The organism is Microbacterium sp. C23T (assembly GCF_053345975.1).
The window spans coordinates 76,021-97,072 of the sequence record NZ_JBKFBD010000013.1 but is presented as its reverse complement, the minus strand read 5'-3'; the positions used below and the strand labels follow the sequence as shown (position 1 = coordinate 97,072).

Annotated in this window: 20 protein-coding genes and 2 tRNA genes; 13 read left to right on the top strand and 9 right to left on the bottom strand. The window is 69.0% G+C overall.

All coding sequences use genetic code 11. The features are described 5' to 3' along the window. Window positions 1-19: 19 nt before the first annotated feature. From recF to ACLBXX_RS09290, 5 genes are all read left to right on the top strand, one after another. A complete protein-coding gene (gene recF / locus ACLBXX_RS09310) occupies window positions 20-1,234 on the top strand; it encodes a DNA replication/repair protein RecF (protein WP_447657795.1) in 1,215 nt (404 codons plus the stop codon). Then, the gene (locus tag ACLBXX_RS09305; protein ID WP_447657794.1) at window positions 1,227-1,787 is read left to right on the top strand and encodes a DUF721 domain-containing protein; all 561 of its coding nucleotides are present in this window, start codon (window positions 1,227-1,229) and stop codon (window positions 1,785-1,787) included. The genes recF and ACLBXX_RS09305 overlap by 8 nt, the downstream gene beginning before the upstream one ends. A gap of 121 nt (window positions 1,788-1,908) precedes the next feature. After that, window positions 1,909-3,951, top strand: coding sequence for a DNA topoisomerase (ATP-hydrolyzing) subunit B (gene gyrB / locus ACLBXX_RS09300; protein ID WP_387142512.1), 2,043 nt, complete (start codon window positions 1,909-1,911; stop codon window positions 3,949-3,951). Between the two features lie 52 nt (window positions 3,952-4,003). Further along, entirely contained in the window at window positions 4,004-6,649 is a 2,646-nt protein-coding gene (gyrA, locus tag ACLBXX_RS09295) for a DNA gyrase subunit A (protein ID WP_447657793.1), read from the top strand. Beyond that, window positions 6,646-7,050, top strand: a complete 405-nt coding sequence (locus ACLBXX_RS09290; protein ID WP_045301979.1) for a DUF3566 domain-containing protein — start codon at window positions 6,646-6,648, stop codon at window positions 7,048-7,050. Before gyrA ends, ACLBXX_RS09290 begins: the two co-directional genes overlap by 4 nt. 66 nt (window positions 7,051-7,116) lie before the next feature. Here ACLBXX_RS09290 and ACLBXX_RS09285 read toward each other — a convergent pair whose 3' ends face one another. Continuing rightward, entirely contained in the window at window positions 7,117-7,830 is a 714-nt protein-coding gene (locus ACLBXX_RS09285; RefSeq protein WP_447657792.1) for a VIT1/CCC1 transporter family protein, read from the bottom strand. A gap of 87 nt (window positions 7,831-7,917) precedes the next feature. Here ACLBXX_RS09285 and ACLBXX_RS09280 point away from each other — a divergent pair. The 3 genes from ACLBXX_RS09280 (at window position 7,918) to ACLBXX_RS09270 (ending at window position 8,590) form a co-directional block, all read left to right on the top strand. Next, a tRNA-Ile gene (locus ACLBXX_RS09280) sits at window positions 7,918-7,991 on the top strand. An 11-nt stretch (window positions 7,992-8,002) separates the two neighbouring features. After that, window positions 8,003-8,075 (top strand) — tRNA-Ala (locus ACLBXX_RS09275). 74 nt (window positions 8,076-8,149) lie between these two features. Beyond that, window positions 8,150-8,590, top strand: a complete 441-nt coding sequence (locus ACLBXX_RS09270; RefSeq protein ID WP_447657791.1) for an NUDIX hydrolase — start codon at window positions 8,150-8,152, stop codon at window positions 8,588-8,590. 16 nt (window positions 8,591-8,606) lie between these two features. Here ACLBXX_RS09270 and ACLBXX_RS09265 read toward each other — a convergent pair whose 3' ends face one another. Next, window positions 8,607-9,104 (bottom strand): aminoacyl-tRNA deacylase, encoded by a 498-nt coding sequence (locus tag ACLBXX_RS09265; protein ID WP_310286861.1) that lies wholly within the window; start codon window positions 9,102-9,104, stop codon window positions 8,607-8,609. Continuing rightward, window positions 9,097-9,612, bottom strand: a complete 516-nt coding sequence (locus tag ACLBXX_RS09260) for a DNA helicase (protein ID WP_447657790.1) — start codon at window positions 9,610-9,612, stop codon at window positions 9,097-9,099. Before ACLBXX_RS09260 ends, ACLBXX_RS09265 begins: the two co-directional genes overlap by 8 nt. A 99-nt stretch (window positions 9,613-9,711) precedes the next feature. Between ACLBXX_RS09260 and ACLBXX_RS09255 the strand changes: the two genes are divergently transcribed. Then, complete coding sequence (locus ACLBXX_RS09255; protein WP_447657789.1) at window positions 9,712-10,284, top strand: peptidylprolyl isomerase; 573 nt, start codon at window positions 9,712-9,714, stop codon at window positions 10,282-10,284. 87 nt (window positions 10,285-10,371) lie between these two features. Beyond that, entirely contained in the window at window positions 10,372-11,262 is an 891-nt protein-coding gene (locus tag ACLBXX_RS09250) for a rhomboid family intramembrane serine protease (RefSeq protein ID WP_447657788.1), read from the top strand. A 165-nt stretch (window positions 11,263-11,427) separates the two neighbouring features. Here the strand turns inward: ACLBXX_RS09250 and ACLBXX_RS09245 are convergent, their stop codons facing one another. After that, window positions 11,428-11,667: a cell division protein CrgA gene (locus ACLBXX_RS09245; protein WP_045301992.1), complete on the bottom strand. Its 240-nt coding sequence runs from the start codon at window positions 11,665-11,667 to the stop codon at window positions 11,428-11,430. Window positions 11,668-11,722: 55 nt separating this feature from the next. Between ACLBXX_RS09245 and ACLBXX_RS09240 the strand changes: the two genes are divergently transcribed. The 3 genes from ACLBXX_RS09240 to ACLBXX_RS09230 are packed head-to-tail and all read left to right on the top strand — an operon-like array spanning window position 11,723 to window position 13,361. Beyond that, window positions 11,723-12,532 carry a class E sortase gene (locus ACLBXX_RS09240; RefSeq protein WP_447657787.1) on the top strand — a complete coding sequence of 270 codons (810 nt, stop codon included), beginning with the start codon at window positions 11,723-11,725 and terminating at the stop codon, window positions 12,530-12,532. Then, window positions 12,532-12,723: a hypothetical protein gene (locus ACLBXX_RS09235; protein WP_447657786.1), complete on the top strand. Its 192-nt coding sequence runs from the start codon at window positions 12,532-12,534 to the stop codon at window positions 12,721-12,723. The genes ACLBXX_RS09240 and ACLBXX_RS09235 overlap by 1 nt, the downstream gene beginning before the upstream one ends. Continuing rightward, window positions 12,720-13,361 (top strand): anthranilate synthase component II, encoded by a 642-nt coding sequence (locus tag ACLBXX_RS09230; protein ID WP_447657785.1) that lies wholly within the window; start codon window positions 12,720-12,722, stop codon window positions 13,359-13,361. The genes ACLBXX_RS09235 and ACLBXX_RS09230 overlap by 4 nt, the downstream gene beginning before the upstream one ends. Before the next feature lie 38 nt (window positions 13,362-13,399). Here the strand turns inward: ACLBXX_RS09230 and pknB are convergent, their stop codons facing one another. The 5 genes from pknB to ACLBXX_RS09205 form a co-directional block, all read right to left on the bottom strand. Next, the gene (gene pknB / locus ACLBXX_RS09225; protein WP_447657784.1) at window positions 13,400-15,094 is read right to left on the bottom strand and encodes a Stk1 family PASTA domain-containing Ser/Thr kinase; all 1,695 of its coding nucleotides are present in this window, start codon (window positions 15,092-15,094) and stop codon (window positions 13,400-13,402) included. 94 nt (window positions 15,095-15,188) lie between these two features. Then, entirely contained in the window at window positions 15,189-16,898 is a 1,710-nt protein-coding gene (locus tag ACLBXX_RS09220) for a serine/threonine-protein kinase (RefSeq protein WP_447657783.1), read from the bottom strand. Further along, window positions 16,895-18,355 carry a peptidoglycan D,D-transpeptidase FtsI family protein gene (locus ACLBXX_RS09215; RefSeq protein WP_310286875.1) on the bottom strand — a complete coding sequence of 487 codons (1,461 nt, stop codon included), beginning with the start codon at window positions 18,353-18,355 and terminating at the stop codon, window positions 16,895-16,897. Before ACLBXX_RS09215 ends, ACLBXX_RS09220 begins: the two co-directional genes overlap by 4 nt. Window positions 18,356-18,420: 65 nt before the next feature. After that, complete coding sequence (locus ACLBXX_RS09210) at window positions 18,421-19,815, bottom strand: FtsW/RodA/SpoVE family cell cycle protein (protein WP_310286877.1); 1,395 nt, start codon at window positions 19,813-19,815, stop codon at window positions 18,421-18,423. Further along, on the bottom strand, window positions 19,812-21,050 hold the full coding sequence (locus tag ACLBXX_RS09205) for a PP2C family protein-serine/threonine phosphatase (RefSeq protein WP_447657782.1): 1,239 nt from the start codon (window positions 21,048-21,050) through the stop codon (window positions 19,812-19,814). The genes ACLBXX_RS09210 and ACLBXX_RS09205 overlap by 4 nt, the downstream gene beginning before the upstream one ends. Window positions 21,051-21,052 lie beyond the last annotated feature (2 nt).

Genomic DNA, 21,052 nt, shown 5'->3' with positions numbered 1-21,052 from the left:
CGGTCATTAGGCTTGTCCGGTGATCGTGGAGCACCTGAGTCTCGTCGACTTCCGCAACTACGCGGCCGCCGACGTCGAGCTCGGGCCCGGTCCCAACGTGTTCGTGGGCCGCAACGGTCAGGGCAAGACGAATCTCGCCGAGGCCATCGGCTTCTTCGCGACTCTGGGCTCGCATCGGGTCTCGAACGACGCGCCCATGGTGCGTGACGGGGCGGATGCCGCGATCATCCGTGCGCGACTGGCCCACGGCGAGCGTCGCGTGCAGCTCGAGGCGCAGGTGAACCGCCAGGGTTCCAACAAGGCGCGGGTCAACGGCGCCCCGGTGAAGCCGGCGGAGCTTCCCCGCTACGCGCAGGTCGTGCTCTTCGCCCCCGAAGATCTGCAGATCGTGCGCGGCGATCCGTCCGCGCGCCGCCGCTTCGCCGATCAGCTCCTGGTGCAGCGCACTCCCCGCATGGCGGCAGTCTTGGCCGACTACGACCGCGTACTCAAGCAGCGCACGGCACTCCTCAAGTCGGCGAAGGCGCGCGGCATCCGCGGCGACGCCCTCTCGACCCTCGATGTCTGGGACGAGAAGCTCGTCTCGCTGGGCACCCAGCTCATCGCGGCACGTCTCTCCCTCGCGACCGACCTCGCGCCCCCGCTCGCCGCCGCCTACACGGCGATCGCCGGCGCCGACCACAACCCCGAGATCGAGTGGGCCCTCTCGGTCGCGGGCGCCGACACCGGCGAAGACGGCGACAGCGGCTCGGGTTCCCCCGCGTCGCCCGGCCAGACTTCCGATGACGGACGGACGGATGCCTCGACCACCCGCATCGCCGAGCTCTTCCGTCAGGCGCTCGCGGCGAAGCGCACGTCCGAGCTCGAGCGCGGCCTCACTCTGGTGGGACCGCACCGCGACGACCTGCTGCTGCGGATCCGCGGACTTCCGGTGAAGGGGTACGCGTCGCACGGCGAGTCGTGGTCGGTCGCACTCTCGCTCCGGCTCGCGTCGGCGGAGCTGCTGCGGGCGGATTCGCGCCTCGGCGACCCGGTGCTGATCCTCGACGACGTCTTCGCCGAGCTCGACACCGACCGTCGCGCACGCCTCGCGCACCTCGCGTCCGACTACGAGCAGGTCGTGGTCACGGCGGCGGTCGAGGGCGATGTCCCCGGCGAGCTTCGTGCGCGGATGGTGCGCGTCGAGGCCGGCCGCATCGTCGGACCCGTTGACGCGGAGGCCGGAGATGCCTGATCCGTCGACAGGCTCAGGGGCCGGACAGCCCGGGGACGCAGCATCCGTCCCGCAGAAAGCCAAGCCGCTCGACCGCACGGCCGTCCCGGAGACGATCGCGACGTACCTGCGCCTGCGCGGACTCGAGCCCTCCGCCCGGTCGTACCGCAAGCGCCGCCGGCGCACCGAGGACGACGACAACATCCCGTTCGCCCCGGGGCGGGACCCCCGGGGCGTCGGCGACGTGCTCGCCGACCTCACCCGCGAGGCCGGCTGGGACCCCCAGCTCGCGCGGGAGGACGTCGTCCGTGCGTGGGATCAGGTGGCCGGCGAGGACACCGCGAAGCACACCCGCCCGGTCGCGTTCTCGGACGCCACGCTCACCATCCAGGCCGACTCGACGGCGTGGGCGAAGCAGCTCCAGCTGATGCGCGCGCAGATCCTCTCGGAGATCGTCCGCCGGTACCCGGAAGCGGGTGTGAACGCAGTCCGCTTCATCGGGCCGGACGTCCCCTCCTGGAAATGGGGTCCCAGAACGATTCCAGGGCGCGGTCCGCGCGATACCTACGGATAAGCCACGTCGGGAGGCATCCGGGCGATTTTCATCCCCTCACAGGGGCGTAGAGCGCTGTGATCGGGCCGTTACCCGATAGACTGTCAGGGCCCGTGTCGAAGGATTTGGAGCCCTCGCGAAGATGACGTCTGACAACCCCGATAACGTTTCCGAGGAACCCGAAACGCCTGCTCCGGCTCCCAACGGAACTCCCAGCGACTACGGGGCAGACGCCATCCAGGTGCTCGAGGGTCTCGAGGCAGTCCGCAAGCGCCCGGGCATGTACATCGGCTCGACCGGTGAGCGCGGCCTCCACCACCTCGTCTACGAGATCGTCGACAACTCCGTCGATGAGGCCCTCGCCGGCTACTGCGACACGATCAACGTCACGATCCTGCCCGACGGCGGCATCCGCTGCGTCGACAACGGCCGCGGCATCCCGGTCGACATCCACCGCACCGAGGGCAAGTCGACCGTCGAGGTCGTGCTGACCGTGCTCCACGCCGGCGGAAAGTTCGGCGGAGGCGGGTACGCGGTGTCGGGCGGTCTCCACGGCGTCGGTTCGTCGGTCGTCAACGCGCTGTCGACGCGCCTCGAGGTGGAGGTGAAGCGCCAGGGGCACGTCTGGCGCCAGTCCTACCGCGACGGCGGGCAGCCGCAGGCCCCGCTGGCCAAGGGCGAGCCCACCGAAGAGACCGGAACGATCATCCAGTTCTGGCCTGACGACACGATCTTCGAGTCGGTCCACTTCGACTACGACACGCTGCGCACCCGGTTCCAGCAGACCGCGTTCCTCAACAAGGGCCTGCGCATCACCCTGTCCGACGAGCGCCCCGAGTCGACGTACGTGACGGATGCCGAGGGCGGAGGCTCCGAGGAGCGTCAGCCGTTCGACGACTTCCACTACGAGCGCGGTCTCGTCGACTACGTCGAATACCTCAACAAGGTGCGCCACGCCGACGTCGTGAACGAGGAGATCATCGAGATCGAGTCGGAGGACACCGTCCGCCACATCTCGCTCGAACTCGCCATGCAGTGGACGTCGAGCTACACCGAGAACGTCTTCACCTTCGCGAACACGATCAACACCCACGAGGGCGGCACCCACGAAGAGGGCTTCCGCGCTGCGCTGACGACGCGCATCAACGCGTACGCGCGCGACAAGAACCTCCTCAAGGAGAAGGACGACAACCTCACCGGCGACGACATCCGCGAGGGTCTCACCGCGGTGATCTCGGTCAAGCTCTCCGAGCCGCAGTTCGAGGGGCAGACCAAGACCAAGCTCGGCAACACCGAGGCGAAGGCGTTCGTGCAGAAGGTCGTCGGCGACCAGCTCGCCGATTGGCTCGACCGCAATCCGGTGCAGGCCAAGCGCGTCATCACGAAGGCCGTGGACGCCGCGACCGCGCGCATGGCGGCCCGCAAGGCGCGCGAGACCGCGCGCCGCAAGAGCGTCTTCGAGTCCGCTGCGATGCCCGACAAGCTCAAGGACTGCACCAGCAAGGACCCGTCGATCAGTGAGATCTTCCTCGTCGAGGGAGACTCGGCCGGCGGCTCCGCGGTGCAGGGCCGCGACCCGCACACCCAGGCGATCCTGGCGCTGCGCGGCAAGATCCTCAACGTCGAGCGCGCGCGCCTCGACAAGGCGCTCGGCAACCGCGAGGTCCAGGCGATGATCCAGGCCTTCGGCACGGGCATCGGCGAGGACTTCGACATCGACAAGGCGCGGTATCACAAGATCGTGCTGATGGCGGATGCCGACGTCGACGGCCAGCACATCACCACGCTGCTGCTCACCATGCTGTTCCGCTACATGCGTGGGCTCATCGAGGCGGGTTTCGTGTACCTCGCGATGCCGCCGCTCTACCGCCTGAAGTGGACCAACTCCCCGCACGAGTACGTCTACTCCGACAAGGAGCGCGACGCGCTGCTCGCCGACGGTCTCGCGAACGGCAAGCGGATCCCCAAGGAGGGCATCCAGCGGTACAAGGGTCTCGGCGAGATGAACGCCAAGGAGCTGTGGGAGACCACGATGGACCACTCCACGCGCACGCTCCGCCAGGTGACCATCGACGACGCGGCCGCGGCGGACGAGATCTTCTCGGTGCTGATGGGCGAGGACGTCGAGTCGCGCCGCACGTTCATCCAGCGCAACGCCAAGGACGTCCGCTTCCTCGACATCTGACCCTGCGTCGGGTCCAGACACCGCGGTTCACAAAGAAGACGAGATAGAAGACATGGCAGAAGACGAACGTCCCGACGTGAACGCCGAGCACGACCACGGCCGCATCGACCAGGTGGACCTGCAGCTCGAGATGCAGCGCAGCTACCTGGACTACGCGATGGCCGTCATCATCGGCCGCGCGCTCCCCGACGTGCGCGACGGCCTGAAGCCGGTGCACCGCCGCGTGATCTACGGCATGTACGACGGCGGGTTCCGTCCCGACAAGTCGTTCTCGAAGTGCGCGCGCGTCGTCGGCGAGGTCATGGGTCAGTACCACCCGCACGGTGACACCGCGATCTACGACGCCCTCGTCCGTCTCGTGCAGCCGTGGTCGCTGCGCTACCCGCTCGCGCAGGGTCAGGGCAACTTCGGCTCGCCCGGCAACATGGGCGCCGCCGCCCCGCGGTACACCGAGACCAAGATGGCTCAGCTCGCGCTCGAGATGGTGCGCGACATCGAAGAAGAGACCGTCGACTTCCACGACAACTACGACGGTCAGACCCAGGAGCCGTCGGTGCTCCCGGCGCGCTTCCCGAACCTGCTCGTCAACGGCTCCGTCGGCATCGCGGTCGGCATGGCGACCAACATCCCGCCGCACAACCTCCGCGAGGTGTCCGCCGGCGCACTGTGGGCGCTCGAGCACCCCGAGGCGTCGCGCGAAGAGCTCCTCGAGGCGCTCATGGAGCGCATCCCCGGCCCGGACTTCCCGACCGGCGCGCAGATCCTCGGCACGAAGGGCATCCGCGAGGCGTACCGCACCGGCCGCGGCTCGATCACGATGCGCGCCGTCGTGTCGATCGAAGAGATCCAGGGCCGCACCTGCCTCGTCATCACCGAGCTGCCGTACCAGGTCAACCCCGACAACCTCGCGGTCAAGATCGGCGACCTCGCGCGCGACGGCAAGATCACCGGCATCGCCGACATCCGCGACGAGACCTCGGACCGCACCGGTCAGCGCCTCGTGGTGGTGCTGAAGCGGGATGCCGTCGCCAAGGTCGTGCTGAACAACCTGTACAAGCACACCCAGCTGCAGGAGAACTTCGGCGCCAACATGCTGGCGATCGTCGACAACGTGCCGCGCACGCTGTCGCTCGACGGCTTCGTCACTCTGTGGCTCGAGCACCAGATCGACGTCATCGTCCGCCGGACGAGCTATCGCCTGCGCAAGGCCGAAGAGCGCATGCACATCCTGCGCGGGTATCTGAAGGCGCTCGATGCGCTGGACGAGGTCATCGCGCTCATCCGCCGGTCGCCCAACGCGCAGGAGGCGAACGAGGGCCTGCAGAAGCTCCTCGACGTCGACGAAGCGCAGGCCGACGCGATCCTCCAGCTGCAGCTGCGCCGCCTCGCGGCCCTCGAGCGGCAGAAGATCATCGACGAGGCCGCCGAGCTCGAGCTGCAGATCGCCGACTACCGCGAGATCCTCGCCACGCCACAGCGCCAGCGCGACATCATCCGCGAGGAGCTCACGGCGATCGTCGACAAGTTCGGCGACGAGCGCCGCACGCACATCCTCCACGGATTCGACGGCGACATGTCGATGGAAGACCTGATCCCCGAAGAGGAGATGGTCATCTCGGTCACGCGCGCCGGCTACATCAAGCGCACGCGCAGCGACAACTACCGCCAGCAGCACCGCGGCGGCAAGGGCGTCAAGGGCGCGCAGCTGCGCGCCGACGACGTCGTCGAGCACTTCTTCGTCACCACGACGCACCACTGGCTGCTGTTCTTCACGAACAAGGGCCGCGTGTACCGCTCGAAGGCGTACGAGGTGCCGGAGGCCGGGCGCGACGCGAAGGGCCAGCACGTCGCCAACCTTCTGGCACTGCAGCCCGATGAGGAGATCGCCCAGATCCTCGACATCCGCGACTACTCGGTGGCTACCTACCTCGTGCTCGCGACCCGCAGCGGCCTCGTCAAGAAGACGCGCCTGACCGAGTACGACACGAACCGCCAGGGCGGCATCATCGCGATCAAGCTCCGCGGGCAGGTGGCCGACGAGGGTGACGAGGCCGAGGCCGGACCCGACGACGAGGTCGTCAGCGCGCTGCTGGTCGATGAGGGCGACGACATCCTCCTCATCAGCCGCCACGGCATGTCGCTGCGCTTCTCGGCGACCGATTCGGCGCTGCGCCCCATGGGCCGCTCGACCTCGGGCGTGAAGGGAATGGACTTCCGCGCCGGGGACAGCCTGCTGTCGGCATCCGTCGCAGCCGACGACGGGTACGTCTTCGTCGTGACCGAAGGCGGGTACGCGAAGCGCACCGCGGTCGATCAGTACCGCATGCAGAACCGCGGCGGACTGGGCATCAAGGTGGCCAAGCTGAGCGAGGATCGTGGCGATCTCGCGGGCGGTCTCATCGTCTCCGAGGACGACGAGGTCTTGGTGGTTCTTGCCAGCGGCAAGGTGGTACGCTCTGCCGTGGCCGAGGTCCCCGCCAAAGGTAGAGACACGATGGGTGTCGTGTTCGCCCGCTCCAGCGACGACGATCGCATCATCGCGATCGCGCGCAACGGCGAACGGGGCCTCGCAGAAGAATCCGAGGATGCAGCCACCGACGGCGCCGACGCAGCACCGTCGTCCGAGACCCCCCAGTCGACGGACACCCTCGGATCGGATGCCTCGCCCCCGACCCCCGAAGAGAGCACTGACGCATGAGCACGGTAGCCGACAAGCTCGCCAAGAAATCGAGTCACAAGACCAGCGCCAAGCAGGTTCGCCTGCGTCTGGTGTACGTGGACTTCTGGTCCGCGGTCAAGCTGTCCTTCCTCGCCGCGATCGCCATCGCGGTGGTGACGGTGGTGGCATTCGTGATGGTCTTCCTGGTGGTGCAGACCACCGGCCTGATCGCGAAGGCCGACGAGTTCTTCTCGAGCTTCTCCGACGGCAGCATCCTGCTGTCGCAGTTCGTGAGCTTCCCACAGGTGCTGGCCTTCTCGGCCGTCGTCGCCATCCTGAACCTCGTGGTCGTGACGGTGCTCGGCGCCGTGATCGCGGGCATCTACAACCTCGCGGTCAAGGTGACGGGCGGCCTGCTGGTCGGCTTCACCTCGAACTGACGCACAACGCCGCAGCGCCGGCATCCGTGGATTCGATCCCGGATGCCGGCGCTCGGCGTTTGCGGGTCAGACCACCGTCGTCCCGAGCAGGGTGCCGATGAGCCACGTCGCGACGAGGGCCAGCGCGCCGCCGATGACGAGGCGGATCGCGGCGCGACCCTTCGGAGCGCCGCCGAGGTGCGCCGAGACCGTGCCGGTGACGGCCAGAGCGATGAGCACCGCCACGAAGGTGATCGGCACGCGCCACTCGGGCGGTGGGAGCAGGATCGCGAGGAACGGCAGGAGCGCGCCGAGCGTGAACGAGATGGCTGACGAGATCGCCGCGTGCCACGGGTTCACGAGGTCGTTCTGGTCGATGTGCAGCTCGACCTCGAGGTGGGCCGACAGCGCGTCGTGTGCGGTCAGCTCGAGGGCGACCTGACGTGCCGTCGCATCCGACAGGCCCCGGTCGCGGTAGAGCTGGGTGAGCTCGTCGAGCTCCGCCTCGGGCATGTCGCGCAGCTCGCCGCGCTCCTTGGCGATCAGCGCCCGCTCCGAGTCGCGCTGGCTGCTCACCGAGACGTACTCGCCAAGGGCCATCGAGATGGCACCGCCTACCAGGCCGGCGATGCCGGCGGTGAACAGTGCAGCGGTGTCGGTCGTCGCGCCTGCGACGCCGACGACCAGCGCCGCCACCGAGACGATGCCGTCGTTCGCGCCCAGAACACCGGCGCGGAGCCAGTTGAGGCGCTCCCCCAGCCGGACCCCGTGCGGTTCACCAGGATGGGAAATCTCTGTCACGGGCCCAGTCAACCAGCCCGATTCGGAGATTCGCGATTCGTCGGGTAAAGTCTTGGAGGTTGCGGAGCGCAGTTTCCGCAGTCACACGGGGCTATAGCTCAGGCGGTTAGAGCGCTTCACTGATAATGAAGAGGTCCCAGGTTCAAGTCCTGGTAGCCCCACCGTAAGCCCCGGGGCCTTAGCTCAGTTGGTAGAGCGCCTGCTTTGCAAGCAGGATGTCAGGAGTTCGAATCTCCTAGGCTCCACAGACACGAAGCCGGTTCCGAGAGGGACCGGCTTCTTGCGTTCTTCCACGAGCCCCGCGCAGTTAGGGTGAAGCATGGACCTGCGCGTCGCGGCCTACGCGGTGATCGTGGACGATCACGACCGCCTGCTGCTCGCGCACTGGAACGAGGGTCGTCGCGCTGCGTGGACGATGCCCGGCGGCGGCCTCGAGTCCGGCGAGGACCCCGAGAGCGCCGCGCGCCGCGAGGTCAAGGAAGAGACCGGCTACCGCGTCGAGCTCGACGGGCTCCTCGGCATCCATTCCCGCGTGATCCCGCCGGGGCGCCGCCTCAAGCCGGGCGCGGACCTGCCGCTGCACACGCTGCGCATCGTCTACCGCGCCCGCATCACCGGCGGGCGCCTGCGCAACGAGACCGACGGGTCGACCGATCGCGCCGAGTGGTTCACGCTCCCCGAGGTCCGCGCGCTGCAACGCGTCAAGCTCGTCGACATCGCCCTCGAGATGGCGGGGATCGAGCTGCCGTCTCCGGACTGAGGGATGCCGGATGCCGTCAGTCGATGGGCTGCGAGATGTCGGCGACCGTCGCGCCGTAGGCGGCGATGAGCGCGTCGGCGTCGACGAACATGCTGTAGCCGTGGGCGCCGGCCCCCATCGCGATGCGCTGCCCCGCGATCTCGGCGTCGGCGTAGATCGGCCAGTCGTGCGTGCTGCCGAGCGGCACGATGGTCCCCCGCTCGTAGCCCGTCGCCGCGAGAGCGCGGGCAGGATCCGGCAGCTGGAGCTTGTTCACGCCGACGATGGCGCGGAGCTTCGGCCATGAGATCGCCCGGTCGCCGGGGATCAGGGCGAACAGGTAGGTGTCGTCGCTGCGCTTGACGACGAGCGTCTTCACGATGCCCGACGGTGGGATGCCGAGGATCGCGGCAGCCTCCGGCAGGCTGTTCGCCGCCGGACGCTCCCGGATCTCGACCTCGAGGCCGCGCTCGGCCGCCGCCGCGCGAACGCGGTCGACGCCCGTCAGAGCCTCACCCGTGGTGGGCTCAGGCATCCGGTGCGCGCAGCGGGTCGTCTGCGACCCAGAGCTCGTCGTCGGCGCGCAGCGTCTGCCACGCGGCGTACAGCACGCCCACCGCGGCGGCGATGCCGAGGATGATGGCGATCACGCCGCCGGCGCCGATGCCCTTCTTCGCCGGAACCGGCGCGGCCTTCGCCCACGACGACGGCACGGTGAACCCGCGTCCGGCGGCGAGGTGCGAGCGCTGCTCGTTGGCGGCGTCCCACACCGACAGCGCGGAGCCGACGACGGCGCCCGCTGCGGGGATGACCGTGTTGTTCACGACCTTCTTGCCCTTGTCGACATAGGGGGCGGCGTACTTGTCGTACCCGGCCTGCATCTGCGGCTTGACCTGCTCGCGACCGTAGTGACCGAGCTGACGGCTCGCCTCTCGGGCGACGGTCGCGGCCTCCCCGACCAGAACCTGCTGGGCCTCCCAGAGGTTTCCGGCCTGCTTCTGCAGCTTCTCGAGTTCCTTCTTGCGCTTGCGGCTGACGCTCACGGTTGCCCTCCCTGTGGTGGGGATGTCGGTCTCTTCATCATCTTGCCAGACCACCGCTGAGACGGGAGGGGTTGCAGGGAACTCTGAGACAATGTAGAAATGCCGCTTCACACAGCTGTCGCAACGATCCACACCAACTACGGCGACATCGTCGTCAACCTGTTCGGCGACCAGGCTCCTCGCACCGTGCAGAACTTCATCGGCCTGTCCGACGGTTCGCAGGCGTGGACGCACCCGGCGACCGGCAAGCCGGGCGAAGGCCCGCTGTACAAGGACGTCATCTTCCACCGCATCATCTCGGGCTTCATGATCCAGGGCGGCGACCCGCTCGGTCAGGGCGTGGGCGGCCCGGGCTACAACTTCAACGACGAGATCAGCGGCGAGCTCACCTTCACCGCTCCCTACAAGCTCGCCATGGCGAACGCGGGTCTGCGCCGCAACGCGATCACCGGCCAGCCCGAGGGCACCAACGGCTCGCAGTTCTTCATCACCGTCCCCGGCCAGGGCGGCCGCGGCCCGGAGTGGCTGCAGGGCAAGCATACGATCTTCGGCGAGGTCGTCGACGACGCATCGAAGGCCGTCGTCGACACGATCGCCGAGGTGCCGACCGCCGCGGGCGACCGCCCGGTCGAGCCCGTCGTCATCGAGTCGATCGACGTCGTCGCCGTCTGAGCGCGAGCGTCATCCGGCCCGGGGCGGCGACCGCTGCCCCGGGCCATCCGCATCCCTGAGCCCAGGCGAGACAGAGACGGGTCCCCCGTGAGCACGCAGGACTTCCAGCGCAACCGCGACAACTTCTGCTACCGGCATCCCGACCGGCAGAGCTTCGTGCTGTGCCAGCGGTGCCTGCGCACGATCTGCCCGGAGTGCCAGACGCAGGGTGCCGTCGGGGTCATCTGCCCGGAGTGCCTGCGCGATCAGCAGAAGGCGCAGTCGCCGGCGCAGAAGAAGGCCGAACGGCGGTGGTCGCGCCCTCGTGCGATGTCGGCGTCGTCCGGCCGGCCCATCGTGACCTACTCGATCATCGCGATCACGGCCTTCGTCTATCTCCTCACGCTCATCCCGGGCGTCGGCGGCGCCATCCAGGACGCGCTGTACTACTGGGCGCCGCTGCTCTACCCCGAGTTCCGTGGCACTTCCCAGCCCTGGCGTCTGCTCACCGTCGCTCTGGTGCATTCGGGCATCTGGCATGTGGGACTCAACATGCTCGCCCTGTGGATGATCGGACGCAGTCTCGAGCCGCTCCTCGGCCGCTGGCGCTTCCTCACGCTCTACCTGCTGAGCGCGCTCGGCGGCTCGGTCGCCGTCACACTCCTGTCGTTCACGACGCCCGTGGTCGGGGCATCCGGAGCCATCTTCGGCCTCTTCGGCGCGCTCCTCGTCATCGGCCGCCACATCGGCGCGAACATCGCCGGCATCGCGCTCGTGCTCGGAATCAACCTCGTGATCGGGTTCATTCCCGGATTCAACGTGTCGTGGCAGGCGCACGTCGGCGGGCTCGTCGTCGGTCTGCTCGTGGCATTCATCTACACGCGCACGCGCGCCGTACGCCAGCGCGGGCTGCAGATCGGGCTGCTCGTCGCGGTCGGCGCAGGACTCGTGGCGCTCCTGTTCGTACCGGTCTTCTTCCCGGCGTTCGTGATCCTCTGAACAGAGTTATCCACAGGTCCATCCACACCCTGGGGAGAATCACACCGGTGTAATTCACAGGTGTTAACAGAGTTGTTAACAACTCCGGATCGGCCGGATCCGCAGCATCCGGACATGGAAAAACCCCGGTCGTCGTAGACCGGGGTTTCTCTTTCGAAGTGTCGCTTATCGCCAGCGCGTCGTCATCAGGAAGCCGATGAAGGCGATGCCGAAGCCGATGACGAGGTTCCACGCCCCGATGTCGGGGATCGGGAACGCCATGCCGCTCAAGTAGAAGACGAGGATCCACACCAGACCGATGAGCATCAGTCCGATCATGATCGGCTTGAACCACACCGGGTTGGGTGCGGCTTCGCCTTCTGCGCGCTCGACGAGCGAGTCGTCGTCTTTGCCGGGTCGTGCCATGCACAAGAGTCTAACTGCCAGCCACGCCACAGCCCGCCCTGATTAGAATCCACCTGTGGATGACGTGCTGCCCGGCCCGAGGCGAGCTGCCCGCGGGGTCCGAACCCCGCGCCGGCGCACGTCGGTCGTCGGCGTCATCGGCGAGGTCCTCATCACCGCCGGCGTCATCGTGCTGCTCTATGTCGTGTGGCAGCTCTGGGTGGGCGATCTCATCTACGGCGCCGAGCGCAACGCCGAGGGCACCGAGCTGTCGCAGGAGTGGCAGGCGCAGTTCGACGAGCAGAACTCGGCGGCCGCGCCCGCGCCGACCGACGCGGGCACCGACGCCGGCACCGACCCCGTGCCCGTCACCGCCCCTCCGCCCGTACTGGCTGAGCCCGCAGACGGCCAGACTTTCGCGATCATGCGGATCCCGCGCTTCGGTGCGGACTACGCCGTGCCGATGGCCGGCGGCGTCACGCGGGCTCGCACCCTCGACCCCATCGGGATCGGCCACTACCCCGGCACCAAGATGCCCGGCGAGGCGGGCAACTTCGCCCTTGCCGCGCACCGCACCACGTGGGGCAAGCCCTTCAACCGCATCGCCGACCTCCACGTCGGTGACGCGATCGTCGTCGAGACGCAGGAGGGCTGGTACACGTACCGCTTCCGCACGCTCCAGTACGTCAAGCCGAACGAGGTCGAGGTGCTCCTGCCGGTGCCGCAGCAGATGGACGTCCCCGCAGGCACCGCCTACATCACGCTGACCAGCTGCAGCCCGATGTACGCGATGACCGAGCGCATCGTGGCGTACGGCGTGTTCGAGTCGTTCACCCCCCGCACGGCGTCGGGCGAGGAGCCCGCCTCCCTCCAGGCGGTGGCCTGATGTACGCGGGTCTGTGGCGGATCCTCCCCGGCCCGTGGTGGGTGCGGGTCCTCATCCTGCTCGTGCTGATCGCCGCGGTGCTGTACGGCCTCCTCTTCTACGCCTTCCCCTGGGTCAGTCAGTTCGTGAACCCGCAGGAGGTCACGGTCACCCTGCCCGCGGCGTCGACTCTCACGTCGCTGTCGTCGTGACCGACCTCTCCTCGTCGGCGGCGATCCTCGTCGTCGACAACCACGACAGCTTCGTGCACACCCTGATCGGGTACCTTCACGAGCTCGGCGCCGACACCGACCTCGTCGAGGCGGACGCCCTCACCGATCCGTCACGCGACGTCGCGGGCCGGCCGGCTGTCCTCGTCTCCCCCGGCCCCGGCACGCCCGCCGACGCCGGCGCGTCGATCGAGGTGGTCCGCGCGGCGGCGGCGGGCGGCATCCCTCTCCTCGGTGTCTGCCTCGGTCATCAGGCGATCGGCGAGGCGTACGGAGCCACGGTCGATCACGCGCCCGAGCTCATGCACGGCATGACCTCGCTCGTGCACCACGACGGCTCGCTCCTGTACACCGGGCTGCCCGACCCGTTCACAGCCACGCGCTACCACTCCCTCGCGATCGTGCCCGAGACCCTCCCCGACGAGCTCGTCGTCACGAGTCGCACGGCGAGCGGGGTGATCATGGGCGTCGCCCACCGGACCGCGCCCATCCTCGGGGTGCAGTTCCACCCCGAGAGCGTGCTCACCGAGGGCGGCTACCGCCTGCTCGGCAACTGGCTCGCCTCGATCGGATACACGGATGCCGCGGCTCGCGGCGCGGCGCTGAACCCGAGGCGCTGAGACCCCGGGTCGTCGCCCGCGGGTCGCCTCCCCGCGGGTCAGGCGCCCGTGCAGTAGGTCAGGGTGATCTCGGAGTGGACCGGGACATCCCCGGGCGTGAGGGACTGCGACGACACCGTCGGCGGGGTGGAGCCCGCGCAGCTCGCGTCCTCCGCCGGGATCACCGTGAGGCCGAGGTTCTCGAGCTCACGAGTCGCCGCATCGACGGTGTACCCGCGCACGTCGTTGATGGCCACGCGGCCCGAGGCGACGACGAGGTTCACCATCGTGCCGGTGGGCACGCTGGCTCCGTCGACGGGGTTGCTCGAGATCACAGTGCCGGCGGCGAGATCCTTGTCGTTCTGCTGCGTGACGGTGCCCAGCTGCAGCCCGGCGCCGGTGATGGCGGAGGTCGCCGCATCCTGTCCGAGGCCGGTGAGCGTCGGAACTGTCGACATCTGCTGCCCGGTCGACACGTAGACCTTCACCTGCTGATCGGGCGCGACGGACGTCCCCGCCTCGGGATCGGTGCGGATGACGTTGCCCGCCGCGACCTCGGTGCTCTCCTCGTCCACGCGGATCGCGCGGAGGTCCGACTCGGCGAGGGTGTCGTTCGCGCGCTCGTAGGTCATGCCCGACACGTCCGGCACCTCGCGCACGTTGCCCGGGAGGTCGTCGCGCGGCTGGATCGTGAGCACCCAGAACAGCAGGGAGATGAGCAGCACGGCGAGCAGCGCCACGCCTGCCCAGATCCACGCGACCGGCGGACCGGCCTGCGTGCGCTTCATCGTGGTGTCGGTGCTGAGCTGGCGGAGCGACCGCGCGGTCTCGGCGGCCTGCCGCGGGTTGGGCCCGTACAGCTCGCTCGTGAGGGCGCCCACCTGGCGCTTGGAGGGCTGCCGGCCGTCGACGGTCGCGTCGAGTGCCTCGCGGAAGCCCGCGGCGTCCTGGTAGCGCTGGAACGGGTCCTTCGCGAGGGCGCGCAGGGCGACGGTGTCCAGTGCCCGGGGCACCGTGTCGTTGACCTCGGACGGCGGCACCGGCGCCTCGCTCACGTGCTGGTATGCCACCGCGACGGGCGACTCGCCGCGGAACGGCTGGCGCCCGGTGAGGAGCTCGTACAGCACCACACCCGTCGAGTACACGTCGGCGCGGGCGTCGACCGGCTCGCCCTTGGCCTGCTCGGGCGAGAAGTAGGCGGCGGTGCCGAGGATCTGCGTCGTCTCGGCGACCGTCGACGACGAGTCCGACACCGCGCGCGCGATGCCGAAGTCCATCACCTTCACCTGGCCGGCGTCGGTGACCATGACGTTGCCGGGCTTGATGTCGCGGTGCACGACACCGGCGCGGTGCGAGTACTCGAGGGCCTCGAGGATCCCGTCGACGTAGCGCACGGCATCCGTCACCGGAACCGGGCCCGCGGCGATGATCTCCTTGAGGAGCCGGCCCTTGACGAGTTCCATGACGATGAAGGGCACCGGACGCACCGTGCCGTCGGGAGCCGTCAGAGAGTCTTCGCCGGCGTCGTAGACGCGCACGATCGTGGGGTGGGCCATGCGCGAGGCCGCCTGCGCCTCGAGGCGGAACCGCGTGCGGAACGCGTTGTCGTCGGCGAGCTCGCGGTCGAGGATCTTGATCGCGACCTCGCGGCCGAGCGTGAGGTCGTAGCCGCGATAGACGCTCGCCATGCCACCCCGGCCGATCGGCTCATCGATGCGATAGCGCCCCGAAAGCACGCGCGGCTCAGCTGTCACGGTCACTCCCTGCCTGGAACATCAGCCACACTAGCCGAGCCCGAGCGGGTCGCACGTGCCGTACGACCCGCTCGGAGGACTCACTCAGCCAAGCTCACGGCGTGGGCGTCGGGATCGGAGCCGCGGCCTCGATCAGGACGGTCGCCTCGCCGGAAGCGCCCGACGTGCGGTTGCCGGCCGTGCCGCCGCTGCAGGTCACGGTGTACGTGACGATCACGGTCTGACCGGCCGCGTCTCCCGCCGTCACCGTCGCGTTGCGCGCGTTCTGCGGGAAGTTCGGGCCATTGGCGATGGTACCGTTCTGCACCGTGAAGGTGTACGAGCTCACCGAGCCGGTGCCGGACGGGCAGGTGTAGCCGTCCCACATCACGGTCAGGGTGCCGCCGGGCTCGACCGTCGCCGGCGATCCCTGGAAGGTCGGGGTGGAGGGCGCCGGCATCGGGGTCTGCCCGGCGTATGCCGTCAGCTCGATGATCGTGCCCTTCGGCACGTTGCCCGTCGGCGAGACGCTGTAGATCTTGCCCACGCTGCCCTCGTCGGGCGCGGCGTTGCCCTCTTGGCAGCTCGCGCCGAGTCCGATCGCGTCGAGCGCGGCAGATGCGGTGGCGCAGTCCTGCCCGACGTAGTCGTCAGCGACGACGTTCGCCGTGGTCGGCGTGGGTGTCGGCGTGTCGGTCGGCGTCGCAGAGGGCGACGCGGACGTCTTCGTCGGGTCGGGCTCGGGCTCGTTGCCCGAATTCGCGACGACGGCCCAGATCGTCCCGATCAAGACGAGCAGCAGCAGCGCGATGAGCGCGATCAGCGGCCACGTCCACGGGCTGCGCTTCTTCTTCTCGGTGGTCTCCTCGACCGGCTCCTCGCCCGGCGCGGGCATGAGGCGCGTGGCCGCGGAGGTGTCGGAGCCGGAGGCGAGCAGCTGTGTGGCGGCGTCGCCCGCGGCCGCGGCGCCCGCGATCGCCGGGACGGCCGCTGCGGCGGCCGCGACATCGCCGCGGCGCAGAGCCGTGGCGGCGCGCGCGACGGCGGCAGCCGAAGCAGGGCGCTCTTCGGGCTTCTTGGCGATCATCGCCATGACGAGGTTCTGCACCGGGACGGCGACCGTCGCGGGCAGCGCGGGCGGCTGCTCGTTGATCTGCGCCATCGCGATCGCGACCTGCGACTCGCCCGTGAACGGGCGCTTGCCTGCGAGGCACTCGTACGCGACGATGCCGAGCGAGTAGATGTCGGTGGCCGGGGAAGCCGGGTGCCCCGACGCCTGCTCGGGCGACAGGTACTGGACCGTGCCCATGACCTGGCCCGTGGCGGTCAGCGGCACCTGGTCGGCGATGCGCGCGATGCCGAAGTCGGTGATCTTCACACGCCCGTCGGGCGTGATGAGGAGGTTCCCGGGCTTGATGTCGCGGTGCACGAGGCCCGCAGCGTGCGCGGCCTGCAGTGCGGCCGACGTCTGGGCCACGATGTCGAGCGTCTTGTCGGTCGACAGGGAGCCGTCGCGCTCGAGGATCGTCGACAGCGCCTCGCCGGGGACGAGCTCCATCACGAGGAACGCGCTGCCGTTCTCCTCGCCGTAGTCGAACACGCTGGCGATGCCCTCGTGGTTGACGAGCGCCGCGTGGCGGGCCTCGGCGCGGAAGCGCTCCAGGAAGCCCGGATCCCCCATGTACTCGTCTTTGAGGATCTTGATGGCGACAGTTCGTCCGATGACGTGGTCTGTCGCCTCCCACACCTCGCCCATGCCGCCGATCGCTATGCGCGAATCGAGTTCGTATCGGCCGCCGAAGGTCACGCCCTGCGTCGGTCTCATCGTCCCAGCACCGCCTCCATGACCTTCTTCGCGATAGGAGCGGCGATGGTGTTGCCGCTGCCCGATTGTCCTTGCCTGCCGCCGTCTTCGACGACCACGGCGACGGCGACCTCGGGGTTGTCGGCGGGTGCGAACCCGGTGAACCAGAGCGTGTACGGCTCATCGCCCGTGTTCTCCGCGGTACCCGTCTTTCCGGCCACGTCGACCCCGTCTATTCTTGCACCCGACGCAGCACCGTCACTGACATTGGCGACCATCATCGCCACCAGCTCGTCCGCCAGTCCCGTGTCGAGGGCACGCCCGAATTCACTGTCGTCGAAGGTCTTCTGAACGGACAGATCCGGGCCGATCACACGATCCACCATGCGCGGGTTCATCACGATCCCGCCGTTCGCGATGCCGGCCGACACCATCGCCATCTGCAGCGGCGTCGCCGTGACCTGACCCTGGCCGAAGCCGCTCAGCGCGGTCTGCGCGTCGTCCTGGATCGTGCGCGGGTAGCCCGAGGGCGTGGAGATGAGCGGCAGCTCGAACGACAGGTTGAAGCCGTACTTCTCGGCCTCTTCGCGGATCGCGGTGTCGCCGAGCTCGACGGCGAGCTCCGCGAACGGGATGTTGCAGCTCAGCCGCAGCGCGTCGGCGAGAGTGACGGTGTCGCCGCCGCCGCACGTGCCGCCGCTCGCGTTGTGCACCACGCTCGACGACTGCGGCAGCTGGTAGGTCGCGGGGTTCGGGAGCGTCGATGCGGGCGTGTAGTCGCCCGAGGCGAGGGCCGCGGAGGCGACGACGAGCTTGAAGGTCGAGCCCGGCGGGTTGAGGTCGCCCGCGATCGCGCGGTTCGACAGCGGCTTGCCGGGGTCGGCGACCAGGGCGTCGTACGCGGCGTTCACCTCGCCGGTGGCGTGCGAGGCCAGCACGTTCGTGTCGTAGCTGGGGCTGGTCACCATCGCCAGGATGCGGCCCGTCGACGGCTCGATCGCGATGACGCCGCCCTGCAGGTCGCCGAGCGCCTCGTAGGCCGCGCGCTGCACGTCGGCGTCGAGCGACAGCACGACGTTCGAGCCGCGCGGCGGCTGCCCGGTGAAGATGCGCTCCACGCGCGACAGGAACTGCGATCCCGCCGTGCCGCTGAGCTCCTGGTTCATCGCCTGCTCGATGCCGGTCGCCGAGTTCAGGGCGGGATTGATGTAGCCGGTGACGGGCGCCCACATGTCGGCATCCGTGTACACGCGCTGCCAGCTGTAGAGGTCGCCGGACGGCACGGAAGACGCGATGGCCGAACCGCTCGCGATGATGGATCCGCGCTGGACCTCGTACGAGTCGTAGAGCGCCCGGCGGTTCGCGGGGTTGGCGGCGAGCTCGTCGGTCTGGATCACCTGGATCCAGCTCGTCGACCCGAACAGCGCGAGGAACATGATCAGCATCAGGATGCTGAGCCTTCTCAACTCTTTTGTCATGATCGCCCCCTTCGGGCGATTCGCGCTCGCAAGCTCCCGCTCTTCGACGTGTGCTGATTGGTCATCTAGCCGATCACCACCCTCGGCCGGCTGCGGACGGCATCCGAGATGCGCAGCAGCAGGGCGACGATGATCCAGTTCGCCACGAGCGACGAACCACCGGCCGCGAGGAACGGTGTCGTGAGGCCGGTGAGCGGGATGAGTCGTGTGACGCCGCCGACCATGATGAAGACCTGCAGCGCGATCGTGAACGAGAGGCCGGTCGCGAGGAGCTTGCCGAAGTCGTCCTGCCCGGCGAGGCCGATGCGGATGCCGCGGCTCGTGAACACCATGTACAGGCAGAGGATCGCGAAGACGCCGATGAGCCCGAGCTCCTCGCCCAGCGCCGGGAGGATGTAGTCGCTCTCCGCGACGGGCGTGAGGTACGGCCGTCCCTGGCCGAGGCCGGTGCCGAGCAGCCCGCCGTTCGCCATGCCGAAGATGCCGTTGACGAGCTGGTAGCTCGAATTGTCCATCAGCTCCGGGTTGAAGGCGTCGAGCCAGTTGTTGAAACGCGCGCCGACATACGGCAGGATCCGCGACGCGAGGAACGCGCCCGACACCGCGAGCACGACGCCGATGAGCACCCAGCTGGTCTTGCCTGTGGCGACGTAGAGCATCGCGACGAACATGCCGAAGATGAGCACGCCGGTTCCGAGGTCGCGCTGCAGCACGATGATGCCGAGCGACACGAGCCAGATCACGAGCAGCGGGCCGAGCTCGCGGGCGCGCGGCCAGGTCATGCCGAGGAAGCGCGTGCCCGTCGAGGTCAGGCTCTCGCGCGTGCGGACGAGATAGCCCGCGAAGAAGATGCCGAGCGCGATCTTCGCGAGCTCGCCGGGCTGGAACGTGAAGAAGCCGAAGTCGACCCACACGTCGGCGTTGCCGCCGCCGCTGAGGCCCGGGATCACGGGCAGGATCAGCAGCACGATGCCGACGAACCCGAAGATGTACGTGTACCGGAACAGCACGCGGTAGTTCTTCAGGAACAGCACCACGAGGATCGCCGCGACCAGCGCGATCGCCGCCCACGCGAGCTGCCGCGTCGAGAACGCGTCCCACCCGTGGCGGTCCCAGTACAGGTCGAGCCGGTAGATCATCGCGAGCCCGAGACCGGTGAGAAGCGTCGCGATCGGGACCACGAACGGATCGGCGGCGCGGGCGCGCAGGCGCAGCAGGATGTGCAGCGCGATGACCAGGGCGGTGAGCCCGCCGCAGTAGACGAGGAACGTCCAGTCGATCACGCCCTCGGAGCCGAGCTGCACGAGCGCGATCGCCGAGCCGTTGATCGCGAACGCGAAGATCAGCAGCGCCAGCTCGCGGTTGCGCTGCGTCTGCGGGACCCGGATGCGGCGCAGCGCCCGCACCACGGCGGTGTCGGTCGAGACCGCGTCGGTCGGCGTGCCTGTGGAGGCGCTCATCCGCCGCCTCCCGCCAGGTCGCTGATTCCCGACACGATCTGCCGCGCGTGCGACAGGGAGTTCGCCGAGATGGTCTGCTCCACCGTCGCACGGGCGAAGTCCGAGAGCGAATCGAGCGGGATCCCGGTGTCTTCGTACGGGGTCGACAGTGAGATCGGCCCGATGCTCTGCTGCACGCCCTGGTAGATGACGACGGTGTCCTCGTCGGCGCCGACGTAGTACCGGGTCTGGGTCCACTGGTAGCCGATCCAGGCGGCTCCGGCGATGATCACGAGCACGAGCGCGACGCCGGCGATCCAGCCGATGCGGCGCCGACGTGCCCGTCGCCGGTCCTCCTCGATGAGCTCTTCGAGGAACTCCGGTGCCGGCTCGAAGTGGGTCGGCTCGTTCGCCGCCTGGCGGTTCGGGTGCAGCCAGCTCGAACGCCGCGGCGCGGCCGCGGGCACCTCGACGCCGACCGGGTTGGACGCGGAGCCCACGATGGTGGGCGTTCCCGAGAAGAGCGGATGCTGCCCGCCGACGTCGACGATGACGATCGTGACGTTGTCGGGGGCGCCGCCGTCCAGCGCCTGCTTCAGCAGGTTGTCGGCCGTGCGGCCCGGGGCGAGACCCAGCCCGAGCGCCTTGGACGTGTGAGGGTCGTCGACCACGCCCGACAGGCCGTCCGAGCACAGCAGCCAGCGGTCGCCCGGCTGCGTCGGCATGATGAACGTGTCGAGCTCGGGATCGGTGTCCATGTCGCCGAGCACGCGCATGAGAACTGAGCGGCGCGGGTGGTAGCGCGCCTCTTCGGGCGTGATGCGGCCCGAGTCGACGAGGCGCTGCACGAAGGTGTGGTCCGTGGTGATCTGCGTGAGGGCGCCGTCGCGGTACAGGTAGATGCGCGAGTCGCCGATGTGGGCGATCACGGCGTAGTCGTCCACCATGATCAGCGCGCTGACCGTGGTGCCCATGCCGGCCAGCTCCGGCCGGACCCCGACCGTGTCGACGAGGTCGACCGCGGCATCCGAGATCGCGTCGCGCAGCGCCCGCTCCGCCTCGGCGGTCGAGTCGAACGGGCGGTCGAGACCCTCCAGACGCGAGATCGCGAGGCTCGACGCGACGTCGCCGCCGGCGTGTCCGCCCATGCCGTCGGCCACGACGAACAGGTTGGAGCCGGCGTACCCGGAGTCCTGGTTGTTGGAGCGCACCTTGCCGGTGTGCGAGATCGCGGCGCTCGAGCCCTGGAAGACCATGT